General features: G+C 49.2%; 20 protein-coding genes. 1 reads left to right on the top strand and 19 read right to left on the bottom strand.

Translation table 11 applies throughout. The features are described 5' to 3' along the window. Window positions 1-21 precede the first annotated feature (21 nt). The 15 genes from ACR9FF_RS02325 to ACR9FF_RS02255 form a co-directional block, all read right to left on the bottom strand. Window positions 22-1,164: a glycosyltransferase gene (locus ACR9FF_RS02325; protein ID WP_435168680.1), complete on the bottom strand. Its 1,143-nt coding sequence runs from the start codon at window positions 1,162-1,164 to the stop codon at window positions 22-24. Between the two features lie 16 nt (window positions 1,165-1,180). Further along, window positions 1,181-2,086 (bottom strand): glycosyltransferase family 2 protein, encoded by a 906-nt coding sequence (locus ACR9FF_RS02320; protein ID WP_435168678.1) that lies wholly within the window; start codon window positions 2,084-2,086, stop codon window positions 1,181-1,183. A 30-nt stretch (window positions 2,087-2,116) separates the two neighbouring features. Next, window positions 2,117-2,668, bottom strand: coding sequence for an acyltransferase (locus ACR9FF_RS02315; protein ID WP_435168676.1), 552 nt, complete (start codon window positions 2,666-2,668; stop codon window positions 2,117-2,119). 19 nt (window positions 2,669-2,687) lie between these two features. Next, window positions 2,688-3,947, bottom strand: coding sequence for a glycosyltransferase family 4 protein (locus tag ACR9FF_RS02310; protein WP_435168674.1), 1,260 nt, complete (start codon window positions 3,945-3,947; stop codon window positions 2,688-2,690). Between the two features lie 3 nt (window positions 3,948-3,950). Further along, entirely contained in the window at window positions 3,951-5,045 is a 1,095-nt protein-coding gene (gmd, locus tag ACR9FF_RS02305) for a GDP-mannose 4,6-dehydratase (RefSeq protein ID WP_435168672.1), read from the bottom strand. 33 nt (window positions 5,046-5,078) lie between these two features. Beyond that, window positions 5,079-6,017, bottom strand: coding sequence for a GDP-L-fucose synthase (fcl, locus tag ACR9FF_RS02300; RefSeq protein ID WP_435168670.1), 939 nt, complete (start codon window positions 6,015-6,017; stop codon window positions 5,079-5,081). A 19-nt stretch (window positions 6,018-6,036) separates the two neighbouring features. After that, a complete protein-coding gene (locus tag ACR9FF_RS02295) occupies window positions 6,037-6,738 on the bottom strand; it encodes a sugar transferase (RefSeq protein ID WP_435168668.1) in 702 nt (233 codons plus the stop codon). A gap of 18 nt (window positions 6,739-6,756) precedes the next feature. Further along, a complete protein-coding gene (gene galU / locus ACR9FF_RS02290) occupies window positions 6,757-7,644 on the bottom strand; it encodes a UTP--glucose-1-phosphate uridylyltransferase GalU (protein WP_435168666.1) in 888 nt (295 codons plus the stop codon). A gap of 285 nt (window positions 7,645-7,929) precedes the next feature. Then, on the bottom strand, window positions 7,930-8,622 hold the full coding sequence (locus tag ACR9FF_RS02285) for a CpsD/CapB family tyrosine-protein kinase (RefSeq protein ID WP_127498113.1): 693 nt from the start codon (window positions 8,620-8,622) through the stop codon (window positions 7,930-7,932). Next, entirely contained in the window at window positions 8,603-9,367 is a 765-nt protein-coding gene (locus ACR9FF_RS02280; RefSeq protein WP_435168661.1) for a YveK family protein, read from the bottom strand. Before ACR9FF_RS02280 ends, ACR9FF_RS02285 begins: the two co-directional genes overlap by 20 nt. Window positions 9,368-9,532: 165 nt before the next feature. Then, the gene (locus ACR9FF_RS02275) at window positions 9,533-11,665 is read right to left on the bottom strand and encodes an S-layer homology domain-containing protein (protein ID WP_435168659.1); all 2,133 of its coding nucleotides are present in this window, start codon (window positions 11,663-11,665) and stop codon (window positions 9,533-9,535) included. A gap of 526 nt (window positions 11,666-12,191) precedes the next feature. Further along, complete coding sequence (locus tag ACR9FF_RS02270; RefSeq protein WP_435168657.1) at window positions 12,192-13,262, bottom strand: ABC transporter substrate-binding protein; 1,071 nt, start codon at window positions 13,260-13,262, stop codon at window positions 12,192-12,194. Next, a complete protein-coding gene (locus tag ACR9FF_RS02265; RefSeq protein WP_435168655.1) occupies window positions 13,259-14,062 on the bottom strand; it encodes an ABC transporter permease in 804 nt (267 codons plus the stop codon). The genes ACR9FF_RS02270 and ACR9FF_RS02265 overlap by 4 nt, the downstream gene beginning before the upstream one ends. Then, window positions 14,040-14,864 (bottom strand): ABC transporter permease, encoded by an 825-nt coding sequence (locus ACR9FF_RS02260; RefSeq protein WP_435168653.1) that lies wholly within the window; start codon window positions 14,862-14,864, stop codon window positions 14,040-14,042. The genes ACR9FF_RS02265 and ACR9FF_RS02260 overlap by 23 nt, the downstream gene beginning before the upstream one ends. Continuing rightward, window positions 14,854-15,960, bottom strand: a complete 1,107-nt coding sequence (locus ACR9FF_RS02255) for an ABC transporter ATP-binding protein (protein WP_317982018.1) — start codon at window positions 15,958-15,960, stop codon at window positions 14,854-14,856. Before ACR9FF_RS02255 ends, ACR9FF_RS02260 begins: the two co-directional genes overlap by 11 nt. 189 nt (window positions 15,961-16,149) lie before the next feature. Here ACR9FF_RS02255 and ytxJ point away from each other — a divergent pair, with 189 nt between their 5' ends. Further along, on the top strand, window positions 16,150-16,491 hold the full coding sequence (ytxJ, locus tag ACR9FF_RS02250) for a bacillithiol system redox-active protein YtxJ (RefSeq protein WP_012772395.1): 342 nt from the start codon (window positions 16,150-16,152) through the stop codon (window positions 16,489-16,491). A 775-nt stretch (window positions 16,492-17,266) separates the two neighbouring features. Here the strand turns inward: ytxJ and ACR9FF_RS02245 are convergent. The 4 genes from ACR9FF_RS02245 to ACR9FF_RS02230 form a co-directional block, all read right to left on the bottom strand. Then, window positions 17,267-19,384 carry a glycoside hydrolase family 36 protein gene (locus ACR9FF_RS02245; RefSeq protein ID WP_435168649.1) on the bottom strand — a complete coding sequence of 706 codons (2,118 nt, stop codon included), beginning with the start codon at window positions 19,382-19,384 and terminating at the stop codon, window positions 17,267-17,269. A 510-nt stretch (window positions 19,385-19,894) separates the two neighbouring features. After that, a complete protein-coding gene (locus ACR9FF_RS02240) occupies window positions 19,895-21,211 on the bottom strand; it encodes an ABC transporter substrate-binding protein (protein ID WP_201007473.1) in 1,317 nt (438 codons plus the stop codon). 174 nt (window positions 21,212-21,385) lie between these two features. Further along, window positions 21,386-23,020, bottom strand: coding sequence for a response regulator (locus ACR9FF_RS02235; RefSeq protein WP_435168646.1), 1,635 nt, complete (start codon window positions 23,018-23,020; stop codon window positions 21,386-21,388). Next, complete coding sequence (locus ACR9FF_RS02230; protein WP_127499177.1) at window positions 23,013-24,863, bottom strand: sensor histidine kinase; 1,851 nt, start codon at window positions 24,861-24,863, stop codon at window positions 23,013-23,015. The genes ACR9FF_RS02235 and ACR9FF_RS02230 overlap by 8 nt, the downstream gene beginning before the upstream one ends. Between the last annotated feature and the right edge of the window lie 104 nt (window positions 24,864-24,967).

The following is a 24,967-nucleotide window of genomic DNA, read 5'->3' as shown; positions in this document are numbered from 1 at the left end:
CTTATTCCCTCCATATGAATATTAGCTTAATAACTCGGTATAACCCTGAATATTCTGCTTCTTTCCATTTAATAAATGGCTTTCAATGTATTTCTGGTTCTTCTCAACAATAATAGAAAACTCTTTTTCATCCATATCTATTAAGTAATTAATAATTTTTATGAATCCATCTTTATTTGATAAATGTTCCACTGTAGCTGCAATTTCTTCATAGCTATCCCATGGAGTTACACCTTTACTGAGGATCACTAAGCAGTTGTTTGCCATAGATTCAACAATTACGTGTCCATAGTTCTCCCCTAAAGTTGGAAATAAAAATGCATGATAATTACCGAAAATATCACCAATTTCTGAGTGAGGTGCTTCACCTTTGTAGGAAATCTTAACATTATCAGACATATCATTAATTAGACCGGTACACTCTTCCCAGTACAACTTATCTTCCATTGGTCCAAAAATATCAAAAGTTATTTTTCCTGTTTTTATTTCCTTTAATATTTCTAGAGCATATTTTAAATTCTTCTTTGGAAAAATTCTTGATACGAATACTAACCGAAGTTCACCACTTTTTTTAATGATGGAAGGTGCCACTGGAGTATAATTTGATGCAAGGTTTGATATATTTAAAACTTCAGCTTTTTTGAATTTCTTTTTAATATCTTTTAACTCTAGCTCACTTGTAGCATGCCATAGTAAATTATTATAAAGTCCTGTTAATTTACTTAAATAAATAAATGTGTACTTCTTGAGCTTTTTATTTTCAGTGCCACCTGTAAAATCTCCTCGTGGAGTAAGGATAGTTTTTTTATTTTTTAATTTACCCAATCTTTTCAGTATTAGTGGCATAATTGTAAAAACTGGCGAGTAGTAACCATTGAGATACATTGCATCATAGTCAATTGATTTAAGCACTTTATGAAAACCGGCTAAATTTTGAAAATCAGGGCTCATGTAAAATACTTTAGCCGGCCCCACCTGATTCCATTCATTTATCTTTACATTACTATAAGGTTGTTCTTCTTTATGATCTCGATCCGCAGTTAAAACATAGAAATCATATTGATCTTTTAAGTTTTCTATCATGTTTACACAGGACTGAATAGGACCTCCCCCTTTATAGCCAGGGAGGTATTGTCCATTAATAACTATTATCTTCTTTTTCATTATTACTTCACCCTTATTAGGCTTTTAATTCCCTTTGAACCCCCATTTTTCTATCAAACTTCTCACACTCATACATTTTGGCATCTACTAAGAATCTATACCAATATGCCTGCAAGAAGTGAAAGATCCTTCCTTCAGGTCCATCAAGGAAACCTAGTTTAATATAGTATCTATAGATAAAATATAAATGTGCTCTGATAAATTTAGGCAATCCGTAGTAGCCTTTATTTTTAACTACTCGCTTCATTCTTGCTTGGTTTGTTAATTTGCCATTTTGCGATTCAGTAGAATCGATTGCTATTGTTCTCTGGTAATCTAGAACTTCACGATTGCTATACCAATTATGCTTATTAGTCCACCACTCAAGATCCTTTGTATTGTTATCAATCAGATCATGTTTAAACTCAATAGACTTACCTTCAAGTAGAACCATGTGTTCATCCATAATTTTCTGTTCGCAAGCTGCTTTCCCCGTTCGGAATATACGAAGCAGAAGTTCCGGATAACGCCCTCCATGTTTAATCCAGCGACCCATGAAATACACTCTCCTACGAAGAACAATCCCATTTATATCAGAAGTCATGTCCGTAAGTTTTGTATTTATTTCAGTAGCTAGATCTTCCATTAACTCCTCATCAGCATCTATGCGCATGGACCATTCTGTTGTTATATCAGTATTCGCAAACCCCCAATTTAGTTGGGTTGCATGATCAACAAACTCGTTTTGATAAAAGTCCAATTTACTGCCAATAGTCTGAAGTTCAGAATCTAAAACATTGCAAAGATTTTCTGTACCGTCCGTACTATAGCTATCTACTATTACAAATCGTTTCGCGATACCATGGAACGATTCAATACACTTTCTGAGGTTCATTTCCTCATTTTTCGTGATAATTACTACCGTAAGATCTACCATTGTCATTTCCTTTCCACTACGTTAAATGTAAGTGGGTTAAAATCTTTTGATGACTCTTGCCGGATTTCCAGCTATTACGCAGTTATCCTCAAAGACGCCACTAACTACAGCTCCAGCACCAACGATGCAACCATCTCCAAGTATCGTTCCTTTTAGAATTAGAGCATTGCAACCAATAAAGCAATTCTTACCTATTGTGATCGGCTTCGCACCAATCTTCTCTTTAATGTCGGCATTTCTCGCCTCTATCTCAAGAGGGTGGAAATCATTATCCAGAATCTTGGCATTTCCACCAACCAACGTATTCTCGCCAATAGTAATTGATTTCCTGGCGTAGATCGTTGCTCCCGAGATACCAACGTTACTACCAATATGAATCCTTGACTCAGGGGTCCTTGTTACAATAATCGTCCGCTGATACAAGCCAACCAGGTTAGATAGGAATGACGAATTTATCGTTACATTATCGCCGATTATAAGCTCTGCACCGGACTTGTTGAAGATTACCGGCATGCCCTTCAACAATAAGTTCTTCCCGTATCTAACCTTGGTTGCTTTCATTAAAAGCTTAAACCAGTTACTATTCATATGAATAACCTCAGCTTCGTTAAATACTGATTTCTTGAATATATTTGCTAATCGATACATCCTTCGTCAGATTCTTAACCAAGAAGGCCCTTCCGCGCTTGCTCATTTCAGCAGGAATATTGCTGTCTTTCTCGCTTATGAACTTCTCAATAATAGCCTCAACTTCACCATAGTTTGCCGGTTCCGTTACGTAGCCGCACTTCGTTTCTTCAATAATAAGACGAGCTTCGGATCCTTGTTCGAGGACACCCAATATCGGCTTCCCAGCTGCCATAATCCCGTATAGCTTGCTTGGAACAGATACTCCCTTAATGCCCTTCGCATTAATACACCAGTGCACATCGCCGGCATTAAGGCTATAGATCAGATCCGACTTCTTCTGATAAGGAATAAAGGTTACATTGTTAAGCTCATGTTCCTCTTTATATGCAACCAAGTCCTTCAGAACAGATCCCTCACCGATGAAGGCAAATACGACATCATCCCGATCCCTGAACTTCTTGATGACAGGCATCATGTTCTCGAGGTCATAATACAGACCGATATTTCCGGAATACATAATGACGAACTTATTCTCCAAACCATACTTCCTCTTAAATGCAACAACATGTTTATGATCAGACGGCAGCGGATAGATTTCCTTCTCATCAATCCAGTTATTAATGAAGGAATGATTCGGAACCTTTTTCCCCTTAAAACGGTGTTTAACGGTCTCCACCATATCCCGGCCAACTACAATGACTTTATCCGAGCATTTGCAGCTGAACTTATCGAACCACAACATTGCATTCAGGATTAGCTTGTTCTTGCTGTATCCTACAGCCATCGTCTGCTCGGGGTTAAAGTCTTGAATGTTGTAGATGTACTTAGCCCGCTTCATCCACTTGCCCCATACCCCAATAAGTCCGCCAAGGACAGGCGGCTGCGAGATGGAATACACATAATCCATCTTACCTACCTTAAAAGTAGCAAGCATGGCCCCAACAAAGTAAGCCAGAATGTTCTTGATTCGGCTCATCTTATTGTTCTTGCTGAATTCCGGTACGCGGATTCGCAGCACCTTCACACCGTTAATCTCTTCGTAGTAGAACATCTTGGTCTTATATTCCGCAGCTACGCTGCCTGTATAAGAAGGAACAACGCAAATAACCGTTATGTCAAAGGAATCAAGCATCCCTTCGGCCAGTTCCTTAAGGATCTGGCCGGTTGATGCGACGTCCGGGTGATAATAATGAGCATAGATAAGCAGCTTCTTCTTTATACTCGGTTCGATTGTCATGCTCTACACTAGCACCCCGTCGAACATCTTTCTGCTGCCTTCTTCGGAGCTTACTTTAGCCATGTCGTATTTCACCATTACGCTTACGAGCTCTTCGAAGGAAGTCTTCGTAGGGTTCCAGCCCAATAACGTTCTGGCTTTAGTTGGATCGCCAAGCAATTGATCCACCTCGGCCGGTCTGAAGAAGGTAGGATCGACTTCAACAATGACTTCACCTGTCTTCGTATTAATGCCCTTCTCTTCTACGCCGTTGCCCTGCCATTCAATCTGAATGCCTACATGCTTAAAGGCCAGCTCCACAAATTCACGAACCGAGTGCATTTCGCCTGTAGCGATAACGAAATCCTCCGGTTTATCATGCTGAAGGATCAGCCACATGCATTCTACGTAATCCTTGGCATAACCCCAGTCACGGAGGGAATCCAGGTTGCCAAGCATCAGCTTCTGCTGTTTGCCTTGCGCAATGCGAGCTGCAGCAAGGGTGATCTTCCGGGTAACAAATGTTTCCCCACGGCGTTCGGATTCATGATTGAACAAAATGCCGTTAACCGCGAACATATTATAGGATTCACGATAATTCTTCGTAATCCAGAAGCCATAAATCTTCGCAACGCCATAAGGAGAGCGAGGATAGAATGGAGTTGTTTCTTTCTGAGGGACTTCTTGAACTTTGCCGTAAAGCTCGGAAGTGGAAGCTTGGTATACGCGAGTCTTCTCTGTAAGGCCAAGGAATTTGACTGCTTCAAGAATGTTCAGTGTTCCTTTGCCGTCAACATCAAGCGTATAACCAGGCATATCGAAGGATACGCGTACATGCGATTGTGCAGCGAGGTTATAAATCTCGTCCGGTTGGATCTCACCGATTAAGCGTGTAATGTTAAGAGCATCGGTAACATCGCCGTAATGAAGATGGAAGTTCTGGTTGTTAAGAATAGATCTTGCCTCTTCTTCTGTAAGAAGATCTTCCAGACGTTCTTGGTTATACGAGGAGCTGCGACGAATAACACCGTGAACCTCGTAACCCTTCTCCAATAAGAACTCTGCCAAATAGGAACCGTCTTGTCCTGTTACACCTGTAATTAATGCGCGCTTTGCCATTGTTTCCACTCCCTCTAATCTCTCTTTGTAATCTTATTGCCGTACCAGATATTCATTCTGAAAGGTTTCGTAAACCGCTCTAATTCCCTCTTCCAGAGGAATCGTTGCTTTCCAGCCCAGTCCGTTAATCTTCGTGACGTCTACAAGCTTACGTGGAGTACCATCCGGAGCAGTAGTATTAAATACAACTTCACCCTCGTAGCCCACTACGTCTTTGATCAAATAAGCCAGTTCCTTAATGCTGATATCTTCACCAACGCCGATATTCACGATCTCGTTCTCTTCGTAGGTATTCATCAAGAAGAGACAAGCATCGGCCAGATCATCGGAGTGGAGGAATTCTCTGCGCGGCGTTCCTGTCCCCCATACTTCAACCTCTGGAGATTGATTCACCTTCGCTTCATGGAATTTGCGAATAAGCGCAGGAAGCACATGCGAGGTCTTAAGATCAAAGTTATCGTTAGGTCCATACATATTGGTTGGCATAACCGAGATGTATTTCGTTCCGTATTGACGGTTGTAGGATTGGCACATTGTAATGCCAGCGATCTTCGCGATGGCGTAAGGCTCATTCGTAGGCTCAAGTACACCTGTCAGCAGGTATTCTTCCTTCATCGGCTGCGGCGCGAACTTCGGATAGATACAAGTTGAGCCCAGGAATAGCAGCTTCTTCACCTGGTTGCGGTATGCGGCATCAATAACATTCGTCTGAATCATAATATTGTCGCGGATGAAATCTGCCGGATACTCATTGTTAGCGACAATGCCGCCAACCTTGGCTGCTGCCAGAAATACATACTCAATGCCTTCTTCCTCGAAGAAAGAAAGAACCCGATCTCTATCGAGCAGATCGAGTTCAGCACGGGTGCGATAGACCAGATTCGTATAACCCTTCTCTTCGAGTGCTCTTAGAATAGCAGAGCCTACCAATCCTCTGTGTCCTGCTACAAAAATCTTCGAATTCAATTCCACTCTCTATTCACTCCTTCTCCTAGTACGCGTCATCTGAGCCAACCATCGCTTTAGCGGTCTTCGCAATGATCTGCAGATCAAATAACACATTTCGTTTCTCTATATACTCAAGATCCAGCTCCACCATTTCCTTGAAGCTCAGTTCATTCCGGCCGCTTACCTGCCACAGTCCGGTACAGCCTGGCTTCACGCGAAGGCGGAGTTTATCATAGCTGCTATATTCAGCAACCTCTCTTGGAAGAGGCGGGCGCGGACCAACAAGCGACATCTCTCCTCGAACGACATTCCACAATTGAGGAAGCTCGTCAATACTGGTCCTGCGGATAAATCTTCCAACAGTTGTGATCCTCGGGTCATGTTTCATCTTGAACATGGCACCTTCTATCTCATTCTTATGTAAGAGGTCCTTCAATAAGTCCTCGGCGTTCGGGACCATGGACCGGAATTTGTACATCCGGAATGTCTTTTCATTAATGCCCACCCGTGTCTGATAGAAGAACACCGGTGCTTTCGGATTCTCCAGCTTAATCAGCAGGGTAATTACCAGCAGCAACGGGGATAGAAACAGGATCCCGCAAGCCGCGCCAACCAGATCCATCATGCGTTTGAACATCAGATAAGTGCGCTTCGTACTTCTCGTCTTGGCTTGAACACGTTGAGCAATGGATAAATGGCTGTCTATAGTCATCTCGGATTCTTTCCGAAGAGGCGATAACGCCATGTTGTTGTCTCCCCCCGTTTACTTGGATTTATGGATAAGCTCGCGCTCTATAATTTCTTTCATGGCTTCCAGCAATGGTCCTTTAAGCGATTCATTCCGCAAGGCATAATCAAGCGTTGTTGTAATAAAGCCCAGCTTCTCGCCCACGTCGAAGCGTCTGCCTTCAAACTCATAGGCAAATACGCCTTGAGACTCATTGAGCTTCTGGATCGCGTCCGTTAATTGGATTTCTCCGCCGGCACCCTTCTCTTGCTTGGATAGAAATTTGAAGATATCCGAAGTAAGTACATAACGGCCCATAATAGCAAGATTCGACTGCGTTGTACCTGGAGTCGGCTTCTCGATAAAACGGTCAACCAGACTTAACAGCCCGTTCTTCTCGCTGTATTCCACAATGCCATAACGCTCGGTCTCATTCATGGGAACAGGCTTCACGCCAATAACCGACCGGCCCGTTTGTTCGAACTGGTCCATCAGCTGCCTCGTGCAAGGAACCGCCGAGTCAACAATGTCATCTCCAAGAAGAACGGCAAACGGCTCATCTCCGATAAAATTGCGCGCACACCATACGGCATGACCCAGACCTTTCGCTTCCTTCTGGCGGATATAATGAATATCCACCCTGGAAGACTTCTGTACTTCATCCAGCAGCTTAAGCTTGCCCTTCTCCATCAGATTGTGCTCAAGCTCAAACGCGCTGTCGAAGTGATCCTCAATTGCACGTTTGCCTTTGCCGGTGACGATAATAATGTCCTCGATTCCCGAGGCAACAGCTTCTTCCACGATATATTGAATCGTGGGCTTGTCTACAATCGGGAGCATTTCCTTCGGCATGGCTTTGGTCGCGGGTAGGAACCGGGTTCCAAGGCCAGCGGCCGGGATAATGGCCTTTTTCACTTTCGTCATGTTTTGTTCCCTCTCTTTTCTTTCTTTTCTCTCTCTATTTTGTCTATGTATGTGGTGGATATTGGATAAATGGTGAGTATAAATATACGAGCTATGTCTTCCTTCGGCAGAAAAACATAGCTCGAACATTTAGTTATTTGAAAATAGGGGCATTTAACCCCTCCTCACATCACACCCTTGGCAATAATGCCTAAGGTTTGCTACTAAACCCACAGCGTGACCGAGTGCCTGCAGTGATAAAGGTGCAGCAGACTTGACCTTGAGCGGTTGTTGTAGCCGCTCTCCCTACTTCACATCAGCACTATAGTAGTAGTAGTAAGCCTCTTCATTCGACCGGCGCTTCACATTATTCAGCACTACGCCAAGAATGCGGGCATTGACGTTCTGCAGATTCTGAATCGCCTTCTGTGCGAACTGGCGCTTCACCCGGCCCTGATCGACAACAAGAACAACCCCGTCGCTCTTCGTAGCGACAATCTGCGCATCCGTTACAGCCAAGAGTGGCGGTGTATCCACCAGGACGATATCGTACATCGTACGGAGCTCATCCAGCAGTGCCGTCATCCGCTTCGACGCCAGCATCTCCGCCGGATTCGGAGGAATCGGGCCAGCCGTAATGACGTCCAGATTCGGAACGTCCGTCGATTGAATAACCTCTTGCAGGGTGCTTTGTTGGGAGATGACTGACGACAAGCCGAACCGGTTCGAAATCTGGAACGTCTTATGTGCCGTTGGCTTCCGCATATCGGCATCAATCAGAACAACCTTGCGGTCGGATTGGCTGAACGTTACGGCCAGATTGGCAATGGTGGTTGACTTCCCTTCACCCGGTCCTGCGGAGGATACCATAATGACCTGAATAGCAGAGTCGATGGCAGCGAATTCGATATTCGTCCGAAGCGTACGGTACGTTTCCGATACCGGGGAACGCGGATTGGCGACGCTAATTAGGCGGCGTTTATTCTCCGATGGTGACATTCTCCAGCCCTCCTGCTTTCTGTCTGTTCTCTGCCCGCGAAGATCCCGTCTGGAATTCGCTTGCTTCAACCCTTGCAACCATGGCCAGAGTCGGCTGACCTAGGTAACGCTCGACATCCGCCTCCGTCTTAATGGTGTCGTCCATATATTCGAGCAGGAAAGCAATACCAACCGCAATCATAAGGGACACAACAAATGCGATGATAATATTCAGCGTGACATTAGGCGATACCGGTGCAGGCTGGTCATCCAGCAGCGCTTCGTTCAGGATGGATACGTTCTGAACCTGAAAGATATTAGGTATTTCCTGTTGAAAAACAATTGATATAGCATTAACGATCTCAGCGGCCTGGCGATAGGAGATGTCCTGTACGGCCAGTGTCATAACCTGTGTGTCATTTACAGAGCTGACCTTGATCTTCTTGGCCAGTTCCTTCGCGGATAAGCCCAGCTGCGGATACTTCTCAGCGACCTTTCCAAGAATAGCCGGCGTCTTAATGACTTCTTTATAGGTTTCGATCATCTTGATGTTAGAGTTAATGGCGTTGATATCCAGTGCTCCCACAGCCAGTGACTCATTCGTGCGGTTCACGACGATCTTGGTTGATGCCTCATAGATGGGATCCTTGAACATCTTGGTGTACGCACCAGCTGCAACGGTACATACCAGCACAAAAATAACGATAAGCAACAATCTCTTCCTTACGATAAGGAAGTACTCTCTTAAGTCTAGTTCCTCGGACACTATTAGCCTCCTCCTGATTGCCTAGTTGCCTATGATGATTGTAATACGTTAGTCCTAATCTTTGTAGACAAATTTTGTAAACAAACCAACTTTTTCTATTATTTAGCGAAAAAATACCTTCCTCCCAACTGCTGCATCTGAGAGGAAGGTCTTTAGTCCTATTAATTACTTGAAGTTCACTGCACGGTAGATCATAACCGCTGCTTCAGCGCGTGTAGCCGATGCATTCGGCGAGAACTTGCCATTGTTGCCAATTACGATGCCATTCTTGGAAGCGAACGCTACGCCAGCTTTCAGGGAAGCGCTGATCGAGCTAGCATCCTTGAAGCCTGCCAGTGCTGCAGTCACGTCAGTTACGTCTTGAGCACCTTTCGTTACTTTCAGTGCGCGAGCAATCATCGTTGCCATCTCTGCACGAGTGATTTGCGCGTTAGGGTCGAACTTCGTAGCCGAACGGCCTTGGATAATGCCAAGCTTAGCCGCTGCACCGATGTAAGGTGCAGACCAGTCCGTATCCTTCACGTCCGCAAAATCTTCTTTTGCAGAGCTGTTATCAATATCAAGAGCACGAGTCAGCATTTTCGCGAACTCTGCACGAGTTACGTTATCTTTTGGAGCAAATACGCCGGCTTTCTTGCCTTCGATTGCGCCTTTCGCCGCGATTACTTCAATCGCACGGCCAGCCCACGATTGAACGGACGCGATGTCCGTGAAGCTTACTTTGTTCTCAACAACTACGTATTGGGAGAACGTATCGCGATGTTCAACAATCAGGTTGCCTTGAACCGTACCGCCTTGGAACACAAGCTTGCCGTCAACGATTTTCGCGAGCGACAGAAGCTCTTTGTCCACGCCATCCACGTTACCAAGCGGAATAGCAACCGTAACTGGCTGCGCGAACGAAGTAACCGATTGGCCGCCAATCGTCAGACCGAAGCTGTATACATCGGAAGCTGCTTTCAGTTCGCCCGTTGTCGAGGAATCGGCTTTCGATTTGTTGATGTTAAAGTCAATAGCACCGTTGAACTGTCCGCCAACCGGAAGAACTGCGCTAAGGCCGTTAACCGTCAGGTTGATGCCGCCAAGACCTGCTTTGATCGCTTCTTGGATAACCGCATTGTCGAGGCCAATCTTCACATTGTCTTGCGCAACATTGCCCAGGTTAAGGTTCAGAACAGGTGCCGGAACCGTAACGCCTGGAGCCAGTGCTTTCACGTTCTTCAGGATCTCGCCGATACCCGCGATAGCGGACAATACGGACGAGCTGCTCACTTGCACGGAAGCTTGACCGTTCGATACTTTCACGTCGCTCGACAGATCAAATGTCGACAGCTTCGTTACGAGCGCAGTTGCTTTTTGAACCGCTTCTGCAAGGATTGCCGCTTTCTCAGCGTCCGTTGCATTTGCAAGCTTTTTCTTGATGTCGTCGATGAGATCCGTAACAGCTTTCGGAATCTCAACCGTACCTGTATCTCCGCCGCCGATAACGCCGCCACCGCCAGGGGAAGTCGTTTCGTTCATTTTCAGGTAAGCGCCATAAAGAGCTGTAGCTGCTTTAAGAACAACTGTGCTGTCTACTTTTCCTTGAGCGTTTGTTACAACGCTTTTCAAGTCGGCCGTCGTAATGCCGTAAGCATCAAAGATATCTTGAACAACCAGCTTCTCATCGGACAAAGCTACCAGAGCTTGTTGGATAAGTGCATCTCTCTTAACAGGATCAGTCAGCGCAGCGATAAGCTGCTCGGTAGGGAGATTTTTCAGGATTCCGGCTAATTTTTCTTGCAGGGTGAAGAAATATTGTGCCACTTGGTCGACCGTTACGTCATCTACTTGCTCTGGAGTAAAACCAGCACCTACCCCTAGTTGAGCCAGAACCGCACGGTATTCATCGGTATTACGGATTCTTTCCAATTCAGTCAGGTTCGGATCATAAGTAATCGAAATCACATCGGAAACGAGATTAGCAAGAGCATTCTCGTCGAAGGATGTGCCAAGCTTCGTTGATACTTTGCTTGTAATCGGGCTTGCAATAGATTTCAGATCGCTTGTGCTCAGCGCTTGAAGCGCCGTGCGAAGAGCTTGCACTTCATCAAGGCCGCCAGTTGTTACAAGCGCCGCGCGAAGCTTGTTCGCGTAATCCACGATTCCCGTGCTTGGGAATGCCGCTGCCGCGTAAGCCGTATTATTAAATCCCAGCTTTTCTGCCAATCCCTTGCTGCTGAGCGGGATTCCCGCAAATGCGGTTGCCGCCATGCTTGCTGCGATTGTGGATACGATAATCTTCTTTTTGATCGTCATTTCTTACATTCACCTCGTAGTTTAATAGTGTGACAGTATGTAACTTCTCTACTTCCCATACCATAAAACGGTATTTATAGACACGTAATAACGCGACAAAACGACTAGAGCGAGCGCTCTACCTCCAGTTGATTTGCCAATTCGTTATCCATTTCTGTTAATCGGATTCCAGTAATGGTCCATTCCGCCATAGGGATCCTTGGGAAATCTGTGCCTATCTGTTGCCTATTGTTAAAATGTACCTAGGAAAATACTTGATGCCCATTATAGCAGAATAGAACTGGGGAATCAGCACTTTCGCAATATTTCCTAGTATTCGACAAAAAATGATCTGATTGTACTAGTTTTACGGGATATTCTCCCAGTTTGGTAGCGTTTTCAGTCGATATTTAACGCTGGAAATTAAATTTCCTTCTCCCATTCGACAAAATAAAAACCGTGCCACCTGCCGGCAGAGGTCCTATTCTGTCACAAATAAGAGACTCTCGTCGGCCGATAACACGGTTATGACAATAAATGTAAAACTTTACTTTCGATGCATCTTGAATTCTAGAAATAATTCGTTATAGTGCACGAGCATTTTTTTGCCGAGATTCTTATAGACTTCAAGCTTTTCCGTCAGCTCTTTGTCCGGGTAGAAGCGCTTGTCGCCAGAGATTTCCTCTGGCAAATACTCAAGCGCCTTGGCGTTAGGCGTGGAGTAGCCGACATACTCGGCATTCTGCGCCGCATGCTCCGGATCCAGCATGAAGTTGATGAACTTATGCGCACCCTCAATGTTCTTCGCCGTCTTCGGAATGACCATGTTATCGAACCACAGGTTCGAGCCTTCCTCCGGCACGACGTAGTCGAGCTTGTCGTTCTCGCTCATAATCTCCGATGCGTCGCCGGACCATACAAGGCCTACCGCCGCCTCTTCGTTCGCGAGCAGCAGCTTGATCTCGTCGCCCACGATCGCCTTCACGTTCGGAGTGAGCGTGCTAAGCTTCGCCTTCGCCGCCTGCAGATGCTCTTCATTCGTGTCGTTCAGCGAGTAATGAAGGCTGTTCAGCCCCATCCCGATGACCTCGCGCGCACCGTCGAGCAGCAGGATCTGGTTTTTCAGGCTTGGATCCCACAGGTCATTCCAGCTATGGAACTTGAGATCGGTCAGGTCGGGATTATAGACAATCCCCACCGTTCCCCAGAAATAAGGAATCGAGTATTTGTTGTCCGGATCAAAGCTCAGGTTAAGGAAGCTGGGGTCGATGTATTTCAAATTCGGCAGCTTGGTCTTGTCGAGCGGAATGAGAAGATTTTCCTCCTTCATCTTGTCAATCGCATATTCCGAAGGGATACTGACGTCGAAGGTCGTGCCTCCCTGCTCGATTTTGGTCATCATCGCTTCGTTTGAATCAAAAGTCTGGTAAATGACCTTGATGCCCGTCTCCTTCTGGAATTCATCCAGCAGCTCCGGATCGATGTAATCGCCCCAGTTGTAGATCGTGAGCGTATCCTTGCCCGTGTAGCCCGCGCTCGAATTGAGGTAGGAGGTCAAGTACATTAGCCCGAAGGAAACGACCAGTACGGCGATAAACGTCTGAACTAAAGATTTCATCCCCGTCCCTCCGATCGCGCCGAAGTCCGGCTATTCCGCTGATTGATGAAGTAGTAGCCGATAACCAGCAGAATGGTGAACAGGAAGATCAGAGTGGACAACGCATTGATGGAGAGCGCAATCCCTTGGCGGGCCCGCGAGTAGATCTCAACCGACAAGGTGGAGAAGCCGTTGCCCGTTACGAAGAAGGTCACCGCGAAGTCGTCCAGCGAGTACGTTAACGCCATAAAAAATCCGGCAAAGATGCCCGGCTTGATAAACGGAATAATAACGCGCGTCAGCACATGCCAGCTGCTTGCCCCAAGGTCGCGGGCCGCGTCGATCAGCGTGGAGCTCATCTCCTGCAGCCTCGGCAGGATCATAATAACGACGATCGGCACGCTGAAGGCGATATGCGACAGCAGAACGGACACGAAGCCAAGCTTAATGCCGATAATGGTAAACATGATTAAGAACGAAGCGCCGATAATGACATCCGGGCTGACGATCAGCACATTGTTGAGCGACAGCAGCGTATTCTTCGGCTGGCGTCTTCTTACATAGTGAATGGCAAGCGCGCCCGCAATGCCGAAAATAACCGAGATGGCCGACGACAGCAGCGCGATCACAAACGTGTTCAGTACGATAATGAGCAGCCGCGTATCCGCGAAGACCTCCTGGTACCATTCTAGGGTGAAGCCCTCGAAGTTGCGCATCGCTCCGCCGCTGTTGAACGAATAGAAGATCAGATAGAAGATCGGCGCGTACAGGATGATAAATACGGCGATCAGATACACATTAGACAGCTTTGCGGTTTTCATTCTGCAGCCCTCTCTTTCTGCTGCCCGTCAACAGCATAATAACCGCCATCGCGATAATGAGGAACACCGCGATCGTAGCGCCCATGCCCCAGTCCTGGGTGACGAGAAAATGCTGCTCAATCGCCGTACCGAGCGTAATTACCCGGTTGCCCGCGATAAGCCGCGTAATCATAAAGAGCGACAGCGCGGGGATAAAGACCGCCTGACAGCCGGACTTCACGCCGCTCAGCGTCAGCGGAAAGATAACCCGGCGGAACGCCGTCCAAGGCGATGCCCCAAGATCCCGTGCCGCGAACACCAGCGAAGGATTCATCTCCTCCAGCGAATTGAAGATCGGCAGGATCATAAACGGTATAAAAATATAGACCGATACAAAGATAAAGCTGAAATCGGTAAACAGGATTTGCTGCGTACCGATGCCAATAAATTCGAGCATGCCGTTAACCGCGCCGTATGTGCCGAAGAGGCCAAGGAAAGCATAAGCCTTGAGCAGCAGGTTAATCCAGCTTGGCAGGATGATGAGCAGCAGCCATAGCTGCTTATGCTTGGTTCGCGTCAGCAAGTAAGCAGCCGGATACGCGACCAAGAGCGAGAACGCGGTAATCAGAAAAGCGTACCAGAACGAGCTGAGCGTCATCTTCATATAGACCGGCGTGAAAAACTTCTCGTAATTGCCGAACGTGAAGTTCCCCTCTACGTCGAAGAAGGAATAGTAGACGACCAGCACGATTGGCGTAATAACGAATAACGCAATCCACAGGAGATACGGAATGAGATAGAAATTACGCGTATTAGTTCTCATCTTGACCCTCGCTGTACGCGTCCAGACGCTTATCGAATTCTTCCTCCGTCTCGCCGAAGCGCATGACGTGAATCGCTTCCGGATCAAAGTACAGGCCGATTTGCTCGCCTACGGCTGCTTTTTTCGTAGAGTGGACAAGCCATTCGTTGCCCGCTTCATCGTAGCAGGAGATCTCGTAGTGAACGCCGCGGAACAGCTGGGAATCGACGCGCACCTGCAGCTTGCCTTGCTCAGTTGTCGTAATTTCGAGGTCCTCCGGACGGATGACGATCTCCACCGGCTCGTTCGGATTCAGACCTTGGTCGACGCATTCGAACGTACGGCCCGCGAACTCGACCTCGAAGTCCTGCTTCATGCGGCCGGCTACAATGTTCGATTCCCCGATAAAATCGGCCACGAACCGGTTAATCGGCTCATCGTAAATATCGTTCGGCGTGCCGGATTGCTCGATTTTGCCCTGGTTCAGGACAAAAATCTCGTCAGACATCGCAAGAGCTTCTTCCTGGTCATGCGTAACGAAAATAAACGTAATGCCAAGACGACGCTGCAGCTCGCGAAGCTCGTATTGCATCTCCGTACGGAGCTTAAGGTCCAGCGCGGAGAGAGGCTCGTCCAGCAGGATAACCTCCGGCTCGTTTACGATGGCGCGGGCAATCGCGACGCGCTGGCGCTGGCCGCCGGACATTTCGCTGATATTGCGCGTCTCGTAGCCTTCCAGGTTGACGAAGCGGAGCGCTTCTTTTACCTTGGCCGTGATCGCCGCGTTCTTCAGCTTCTTGATGCGAAGGCCAAAGGCGACATTTTCGAACACATTAAGATGAGGGAACAACGCGTAGTCCTGGAATACGGTGTTCACTTGGCGCTCGTTCGGCGGGATCCGGTTAATAACTTTGCCGTTGAAATAAATCTGACCCTTGGACGGTTCGATGAACCCGGCGATCAGCCGAAGGATCGTTGTTTTGCCGCAGCCCGACGGGCCAAGCAGCGTATAGAACTTGCCTCTTTCAATCTCGAAGCTGACTTCGCTTAAGACGGTCGTCTGATCGTCGTATTGCTTCGTAACTTGCTCGAATCGGATGATCGTTTGATCCGACATGATAGCTGCACTCCTTCATACCCGGAGGTAAACATAGTTAATGGTTTAGGTTCCTAACGATTGCTTTCAGCATTTGATTATACATGATGGTTGCGTGTACGCGCATGACTTTTTGCTTATCCGGGGGTATAATACAGAAATAAGTATCTATCAAAAACCTATTTACAATAAAAAGGAGTGTATAATCCAATGGCACAGTACCGTGAGATTGATTCTATGGAAGGCTGGAACGAGACGTTCGAGGCTTCGAGCGACCGTCCAACCGTTATTTTCAAACACAGCACAACTTGCCCGGTAAGCGCGAATGCGTACCGCGAGTTCAATGAATATTTGAACGGCAGCCCGCGCGAAGATGCTGATTATGTACTTGTTAAAGTGATCGAGTCCCGCCCCGTATCGCTCCAAATCGCGGAAGACACATCGGTGAAGCACGAATCGCCGCAAATCATCTTCCTCGAGAAAAAAGCGAAAGTATGGTCCGCGTCCCACTGGTCCATCACGAAAGAGCATATTACGGCGGTATTGGACTAAGCTTCGTTATAAGTGCTAGCTTGCAGCAGTGTTGATTCCCCTCTTTGAGGTGAGTCGCACTGCTGTTTTTTATTAGGTTGGCTATAATTGCCTGGTTCTAATCAATACACCTTTCACGCCTACCAACGCGCAGTGTCATCGCGGCACTTCGGGCCGGTGCTCGGTACCCGTTGACGATTCGCTGCCATGCAGCCCAGTTTCCGCCGCGTTGCACGATGTGCAATATGGCAGGATGCGCCAAGTAACTAGTTAGTGGAGTGCGGCCTCCTTCCGCTTACGTTGCACGAAATGCAGCATAAAGGCGCATTGCAGCCCAGCAACCCGTTATATCCTGCATAGAATGCAGGATATTGAATTAAAATAGCCACGAAAAGTGGATATTCAGGCTGTATGCTGCATTCTGTGCAGGATATAGCCCCGATTTGTGCTTATCCGGAGCTGATTCTCTCCGATATCCTGCATTTCGTGCAGGATATCTCGGGTTATTGGACCGCCATGCGCCATTATAATGCATTTCGTGCAACGTAGGTGATGGCAGCGGTACTTAAACTAACTAGTTACTTGGTGGACACGCACTACTATAGTGCACAACAAGCTACCTGGGCGCACGGCGACACTTCAATCAACTAACTGGCTACTTGGTGGACACGCACTACTATGGCGTACAGCGTGCTACTTATGGAGATAAGCGTTATTTCCACTAACTAGCTACTGAACGAGCAAAAGGCCACGGGAATAGCCCGTGGCCTAATCTTTAAAGCAAGCTGGCCGGGGCTTAGCCCAGCGTCAGCTCGAACAAGCGCGCGGTACGCGAGTTCGGCAGCGTCACGCGCAGCTCGGCTGCGGCGGCATCCCAGCTGCAGCCGGTGTCGCCCGCGGCTGCCGGGTATGCGCAGCGCGCGGCAATCGGCTTGCCGCCAAGCTCCGGCAGCGGCAGAGCAAGCTCGCTTGCCTCGCCGCCATTGCGCCATACGGCGAGGTAAAGCTTGTCGCCGCGGCGCAAGCCAAGCGACAGCCAGTCGTCGCCATGCGCCGGCAGGCCAAGCGGCCATACCGGCAGCGCCTCGCGGATATCGCCGCGGATCGTTTTGTAATAATTCAGCGCTTCCTTCACCAGTTCGCGGCGGCGCGGGCTCAGCTCGGCTAAGTGGCCGGATTGGTGTACGCGGAGCAGCAACGCGTTAACCATGTTAAAGATAACTTCCTCGTCGTCGCCTTCACGAAGCGGATACGACCAGACGGCCGCCTGCTCCGGTGTCAGCACGGCAGGCGCACCTGCCGCGATCGACGCGTATTTGACGTAATCTTCCTGGTCGCTGGTCGATTGAATGCTGTAACGGCTCAGCATCGAATAGTCCATCCGCATGCCGCCGCTGGAGCAGTTCTCGATCACAAGCTCCGGATAACGAGCAAACACGCCGTCCAGCCATGCCAGGTAAGCACGGTTATGCTGGAGCAGGCCATCGCCAACACTATCCGCGTCCGTCTCCGTGCCTACACCGGCGTTGATGTTGTAGTCCATCTTGATGTAGCCTACGCCATAGTCCTCGACCAAGCGGCGGATGACCTCATCCGCATGGGCGATTACGGCCGGATTACGGTAATCCAGCTGGTAACGGCTGCGGTCCTTCACCCGCTTCCCGTGACGCATAAAGAACCAGCTGTCATCGGTATCCGCCAGCTTCGGCGAGTTGATGCCCATGACCTCAAGCTCGAGCCAAAGGCCAGGAATCATTCCTTTGTTGCGGATATAATCAAGCACGTATTTGATTCCTTCCGGGAAGCGCTCTTCCGAAGGCAGCCACTGGCCTACGCCATCCCACCATTCGCCCGGCGCGTACCAGCCCGCATCGATACAGAAGTATTCGCAGCCTACATCGGCTGCCGCATCAATGAGCGGAATGAGCTTTGCAGTCGTCGGCGAACCCCACAGGCAGTTCATGTAATCATTAAAGATAACGCGCAGCAGCTTATTATCGTCATTCTCGCGGCGAATCCGGCGGCGGTACACAGTTAGTTGCTCAGCTGCTTCCTCGACTCCGCCCTCTACTGCGCCAATCGCAACCGGCACCGATACGAACGTTTCGCCCGGAGCCAGCTTCAGCCACCAGTGATTGTCATGCTCGGTTGGCCCGCTGATCAGCAGCGTCAGACGGTCCACCTGGTCGGTCAGCTCCCAATGCCAAGAGCCGTTATGCTCGATCTGCCAGAACAGGCTTTCACCCGAAGCCGTATTCGACATAATCGCCATCGGAATAAGCTCAGCCGCCGACCAAGAACCAGTGTTGCTGAACGCCAGACGCTTCGAGCCGCGGTCGATCAGATGCGACATGCCCAGCTCCGGCAGCGTATATGTCCGCCATTGCAGCTCGCTTTGCCATGCGTTATGGGCAAGGGTAAGCGTTACCTTGTCATCGCGGTCGCCTTCGCCGTCTTTATCAAAGCCGGTCAACGCGAAGGAAGATACGTACTCTACGCCAACTTCCTCACCGCCTTCGTTCACCAGCTCCGTCCAGCAACGCGCAACGGCTACGCCGTCATAGAACTGTACATTCCACAGGGCGGAAACGCCCGTAACCGGATCCTTGAGCCCCAGCTCCAGCTTCCGTCCGAACTCATTCCGGCTATCGGTCAATCCGTCATACACCATCCGCAGCCCCGGCTGCGAAGCCCGGTGCGTACGGCCGTGATATTCCGCCCGGTCCTCGCCGGTTAATTGCAGCTCCATGAGGCGGAAGCCGTCTTTTTGCTTAGCCGTAATTGACTCTTCCACCCAAGACTGCGCGCCGAAGTGAAGCAGCAGCACATCGCCATTCTCCCGCACCTCATACACCAAATGCAGGCCATTCTCTTCAATCTTCGTTATCCCCGCCGCCGTAGCCAATTTCTCCATCTCCTATTCCCGCCTTTCCGTTTCTAACGAAACCTCTTATTCTTATTTCGCTAAATTCGCTGCTTTTTCAAATCTAACGAAACTCAGACACGCTATTTACCATCAAACCATGCTCATTCTGCAAAAATAGGCTAAATAACGTTACCTAGTTTCGTTACACTCCCAAATCCGCTCAAAATGCCCAAATAACGTTACCTAGTTTCGTTACGTCCCGCAGGTGGCGCGCACCTCAACGGGTATCGCATGCCTCATCAACCCGCTAGCCTCGCAGGTGGAAGCATGCCCCCATCGAATGGGTATCGCATGCCTTTACGTCCCGCTGGTGAGGCTTGCCTCAATCGGCATCGCACGCCCCATCAGCCCGCTAACCTCACAGTTGGGCTTGCCTCAATCGGCACCCCACGCCCCATCACCTGCTATCCCCGCAAGTGGCGCATGCCATCAACCGGCGAATAAAAAAGGCTGTCCCATCAGCCATTGGCTTCTGGGACAGCCCCTCGTTAAAGTAGCTTATTCTGCCGACCCGAATTGCTGCCATGCAGTCTGGATTTCGTTGATGGCTTGATCTTTCTTCTTGCTGCCGCCGATGTAAGCCTGCATGATTTCGCCGAATTTCTGATGGAACGTATCGAGCGAGTAGTTAACCGACAGGTCGCCGGATTTTTGCGTTTTCAGGATCTCTTCCATTTGCTTAGGCATATCCAGGTCAGGAAGCGGAGCGTCCTTGATTGGCGGAATAACCTTCGCTACGTTGGAGAACCATTGTTTGCCGTAATCCGAAGTGTACAGCCAGTTGAAGAAGTCGATCGCTTCACGGGCTACTTTGGAATCTTTGTTGATGCGAAGCGCTTGGTCCGCGCCTGTTACGATTTGCGCTTGCTCAGGCTTGTCGCTTACAGGGTAGCCAGCGATGCCGATTTGGATGTCCGGGCTGATTTTCTTGATGGCTTCTTCATCCCATGCGCCTTTACCCGTCATGAACGCTGCTTTGCCTTGCGCAAAGTCGCTTACTTCCGCATTGCTGTCGCGCTCAAGCGGCTTGTCCGTGCCATGCTTAACCGTCAGGTCGATGAAGTTGAAGAAGTTGTCCTTCAGAACCGGATGATCGTTAAACGTTGTTTTGCCGTCGATGAATTGTTGTACCAGTTCTTTTGGTGCGATACCCGCATCTTCAGCAGCTGCGTTCACATAGTGTTGGAAGATGTGTTTCCATACCCACCACTCTTTATAAGCGTTGGCGAATGGCGTGATTTTCTTTGCTTCAAGCTTCGCGATATCGTCATTCAGCTCCGCGATTGTCTTAGGAGGCTCGGCGATGCCGGCATCCGTCAGAAGCTTCTTGTTGTAGATCAGCGTCATCAGGTTGCCTTTAACCGGCAGACCCAATACTTTGCCGTCCGAAGAAGTCATGTTCGCTTTAACGCCGTCCGTCATCGCAGCCGCAAGAGGCTCGTTAGTCAGATCCGCGCTGTATTCCGCGAATGTATCGATGTCGCCGCCGGCAGTCGTCTGGAATACGTCGGGCGTGCTGCCCGAAGCGATTTTGGATTTCAAAACTGTATTGTAATCGGCTTGCATGATTTCAAGGTTGATCGTTACGTTTGGTTTCACTTTTTTGTACTCGGCGATGTACGCGTTGAACGCATCCGTGTACTCCGGAGAAGCTGTGAACATATTAATCGTTACCGGTTTGTCGGAAGCCGCGCCATTACCCGCCGCACCACCGTTATTAGCTGTGTCGTTGCCACCATTGTTGCCGCCGCAAGCAGCAAGCATGCCGCCGACCAGCGCAAGGCTGAGCGACACCGAAGCTATTCTTTTGAACATTGTAACGCCCCCATTTCTCATAGTTGCCAGCATTCTGACTTCCCGTCCTGATGGCGGGCTGCTCTATAGCTGACCTTATGCACACGTTTATCATAATGAATACGGATCGGGATAAAAATGCACATAAGTGACTAGTTAAGGGTAAAAAAGCGGAGTGTTGCCCTTGTTCACTTTTTATCCTTCCTTGCCAGCGGTTCGATACTCCGTCGGTGAAATGGAGAAATAATTCCGGAATGCTTTGCTGAAATAGTTCTTGTCCTTGTAGCCAAGCATCTCGGAAATATCCTGGATCTTCAGGCTTGGATCGTCAAGGAGCTCCTTCGCCTTGTCCATTCGAATACGCTGCACGTATTCATGGATCCCGCATCCGAACTGCTGCTTGAACAGCTTCATGATGTATTCCCTGCTCAGAAAATATTTATCGGCGAACATCGATATTTTAATGTCCTCATAGTACCGGTTGTCGATGTAGGCTTTAATGTCACCTATCTCGAAGGGACGATTCGCGGACAACGTCAGGCGGATCTGCTCCAGATAGAAGTGAAGCGCGTCCTCCAGCAGCCGGCTGAATTGCTCGTAGCTTGCAAAATCGTCGGACAGGCCCATGAAGCGAACCGGATGCTCCTCCATTAATGGCAGCTTGTCTCTTGGAACGCCCAGCTCCAGCGACATATCGTTCATCAGTATTATGAACCGGCTAAGCGACTGGTCCGCGTCTCCAAGCGTGAACAGGTCCGCGCCGCCCCATTTCCGCAGTTCCTCGGAGAGGATCGATTTTGCCCCCGCCGTATTGCCAGACTCTAGCGCAGCGCGGAACATCTGCATCCGTCCCGTAACGGGATAGCCTTCATTCGCGGATTTGGTTACGGCATTGGCGACAAAATAACCCTTCAGCTTGAGCAGATCAATCCCGTTGATCGCGGCTTTGGCCGTCTCGTAAGAAGAGGCAATCTCCATAATGCTCTCGCAGGGCGTGCCGATCCCGGCCACGGCCACGATGCCAAGCAGATCCTGAAGCGCCGCCAGCGCTTTGTTCATCTGGTGCAGCGAACGATATGCGATATCCTCCTGGTAGGCGCCCTTCATCGTCAAAATAACGATAAGCTCGCGGTCCAGCTTGGGACTGGCGAAGCTGAACGCCTGAAAGTACTCTCCGGCAATCTCGTTCAGCATATTCCCCACGGCAAAATGAAGCAGGTCCACGTCCGAATGGAACCGGGCCTTGCGCACCTTCTCCATGTTCAGCATTCTAAGCACAACGACGGCAAACCGGTTGTCCGGATCATCCGCTCCGATCAGCGGAAGAAAAGCCTCGTTCGTCTGGCTGCGGAAGCTGCGGTCGATAATGGACAGATACATTTTCTCCTTCAGCTTGGGCAGGGACATATTGAGGGTAATATTGCGGTTAATGAACTCGCTCTCCCGTACGCGGCGCGCTTCCAGCAGATCTACCGCTTTGCGCAGCGCGGCATTCAGGTCCAGCCGGTTAATCGGCTTAAGTAGATAATCGACGACCTTGGAGCGAATGGCTTGCCGGGTATATTCAAAATCGTTATAGCCGCTAATCACGATAGCCGGCAGATCCGGGTAATCCTGCTCCAGCACCTGCAGCAGCTCCGCGCCGCTCATGCCCGGCATCTTCATATCCACCATCACGAGGTCGATCGAATGATTCGCGATCATCTCAAGGCCCATCTTGCCGTCCGTAGCCTCCAGCACCTCGTCTACGCCAAGCCCTTTCCAATCGCCCAGAATCCGAATGGCCTCGCGAAGCGGTTCTTCATCGTCAATAATAAGAACTTTATACATATTGCCCGCCTCCCCGCGGTATTAGCATTTCCATCTCCGTGCCGGACGGACTCGTCCGGATGACCAGCTGCGAGCTTGTTCCGTACAGCAGCTTAAGCCGCGTATTCAGGTTAACCAGTCCCACACTTCTCTCTTCTTCCGTTCGTTCATTCCAATCACCCTCGAAGGATTGAAGCACTTCTTTCAATCTGCCCGGGGCAAAGCCCGGTCCGTTGTCGCTTACGATAATAAAGGCATGTCCGCCAGCCGCCCTTGCGTTAATCCGAATGGTGACGGGGCTGGAGACCATCTCGACACCGTGCTTGATCGCATTTTCCACCAAGGTTTGAAGCGACAGCTTCGGAAGCTCCAGCTCCTTCAGCTCCGGATCCCAGTCGATGACCAGCTGCAGCCTGCCCCCGAACCGCGCCTTTTGCAGCGACATGTACCGTTCGATATGCAGCAGCTCTTCGCTCGCGCGGACGATATCCTTGCCGCTGATGCAATACCTGAGCGTAAGTGCCAGCGCATCCACCATATCCGCGATATCGAAGCGTTCAGCCTTCAGAGCCTTGGTCGATATCGCCTGCAGCGCATTATAGAGGAAATGCGGATTGATTTCCGCTTCAAGCGCCTTCAGGATCGCATTTTTCTCCACCAGCTTCATCTTGTAACGCTCGTTAATGAGCTCATTCGTCTGGCTGACCATCTGGTTGAATTGACGGGACAAATAAGCCAGCTCATCCCGGCCGACTACCTCGGTAGAAGCCTCGAAATCCCCGGTACTAAAGCGCTTCATCTGCTGCGACAGCAACTTAAGCGGCTTGGTGACCGCATTGGAGAAATAGGTGATCAGCACAACAGCGAGCAGCAGGAACAAGAGACCGATCATAAAGTTCAAGTTACGGGTTGTTTTCGCGGCCGCGTAAAGCTCCGTATAAGGTATTGGCTTCACTAATTTCCAGCCTTCCTGCGCCCCAACGTTATAGACGACCAGATATTTGTTATTATCCGCCGAATTCCAGGTAAGGCCGCTCGCTTTCGTTCCATCCGTCTTGATTTGCTTCATAATGCCGCTGCCCTCCATCGACTCATAGAACGCTCTGTCGTCGAGCGCGAACGGCTCGTTGTCGGGGCTTAGGAAGAACAGATGCTGGCCTTTGTCCTCGGGAATGTCCTGCATGATTTTGTTCATCGTGCTTTTGTTGTAATAGAAAGACACGACCGCCTGCGGCGCGCGAGTCGAAATCGACCGGAGCACCCGGTGATACGCCATAAAGCTGCGGCTCGGATCCATATCGTAGCCCCGTTCATCGTTCGACAAGAGGAAGGACTGATACGCCTGATTCGTTCGGCTGTCCATCGCCTGCTTGTACCAGGACATCGTCGGAATGCTGTCCGCCTGGCCAGACCGGATCTTGATATCGAAGTTCTCCTTGGCAATCGTATAGTACGTGCCGCTCCGGACGAAATACAAATAAATCGCTTCGAGATCCTCATTGCTGCGGGAGAAATACATATTGCGGAGATAATCCTCCACGTACATTTTCGAGGCATAATCCGAAGACGCATGCGTAATGGCGAAAGCCAGCTCGTCGTAATTCACCTGCGGCAGCGACAGCTGCTCCATCCCCGCGAGGTAATCCTCCAGATTCTTGTTGACGAGAAGCAAATTGTTCGACGTGCTGGCAACGCTGTTGTTCAGCGCTTCCCGCTGCAGCATCTTGTACGAGATGAAGGTCAGGCACCCCACAACCAGAATAATGATCGTCGTAAAAAGCAAAATTAATTTGTTCACCAGCCGGCTGGACACACGCTCGGTCAAGACGCCCCAGCTTTTTGCGAAATGATTTGCGATAACCATCCACTCCCCTATACTCAAGGTGCCTGCGTACAGTTCACCTTTTTACCCCTAACAGATTTCATATATCCATTTTGGCTGCCTTAAGGCGCAATTATAATACACAG

It is taken from the genome of Paenibacillus glycanilyticus, from assembly GCF_051200795.1.
In the GTDB taxonomy this organism is placed as follows: domain Bacteria; phylum Bacillota; class Bacilli; order Paenibacillales; family Paenibacillaceae; genus Pristimantibacillus; species Pristimantibacillus glycanilyticus.
Note: the sequence above shows the minus strand (reverse complement) of the source record. Positions and strands in the feature narration are given on the sequence as shown.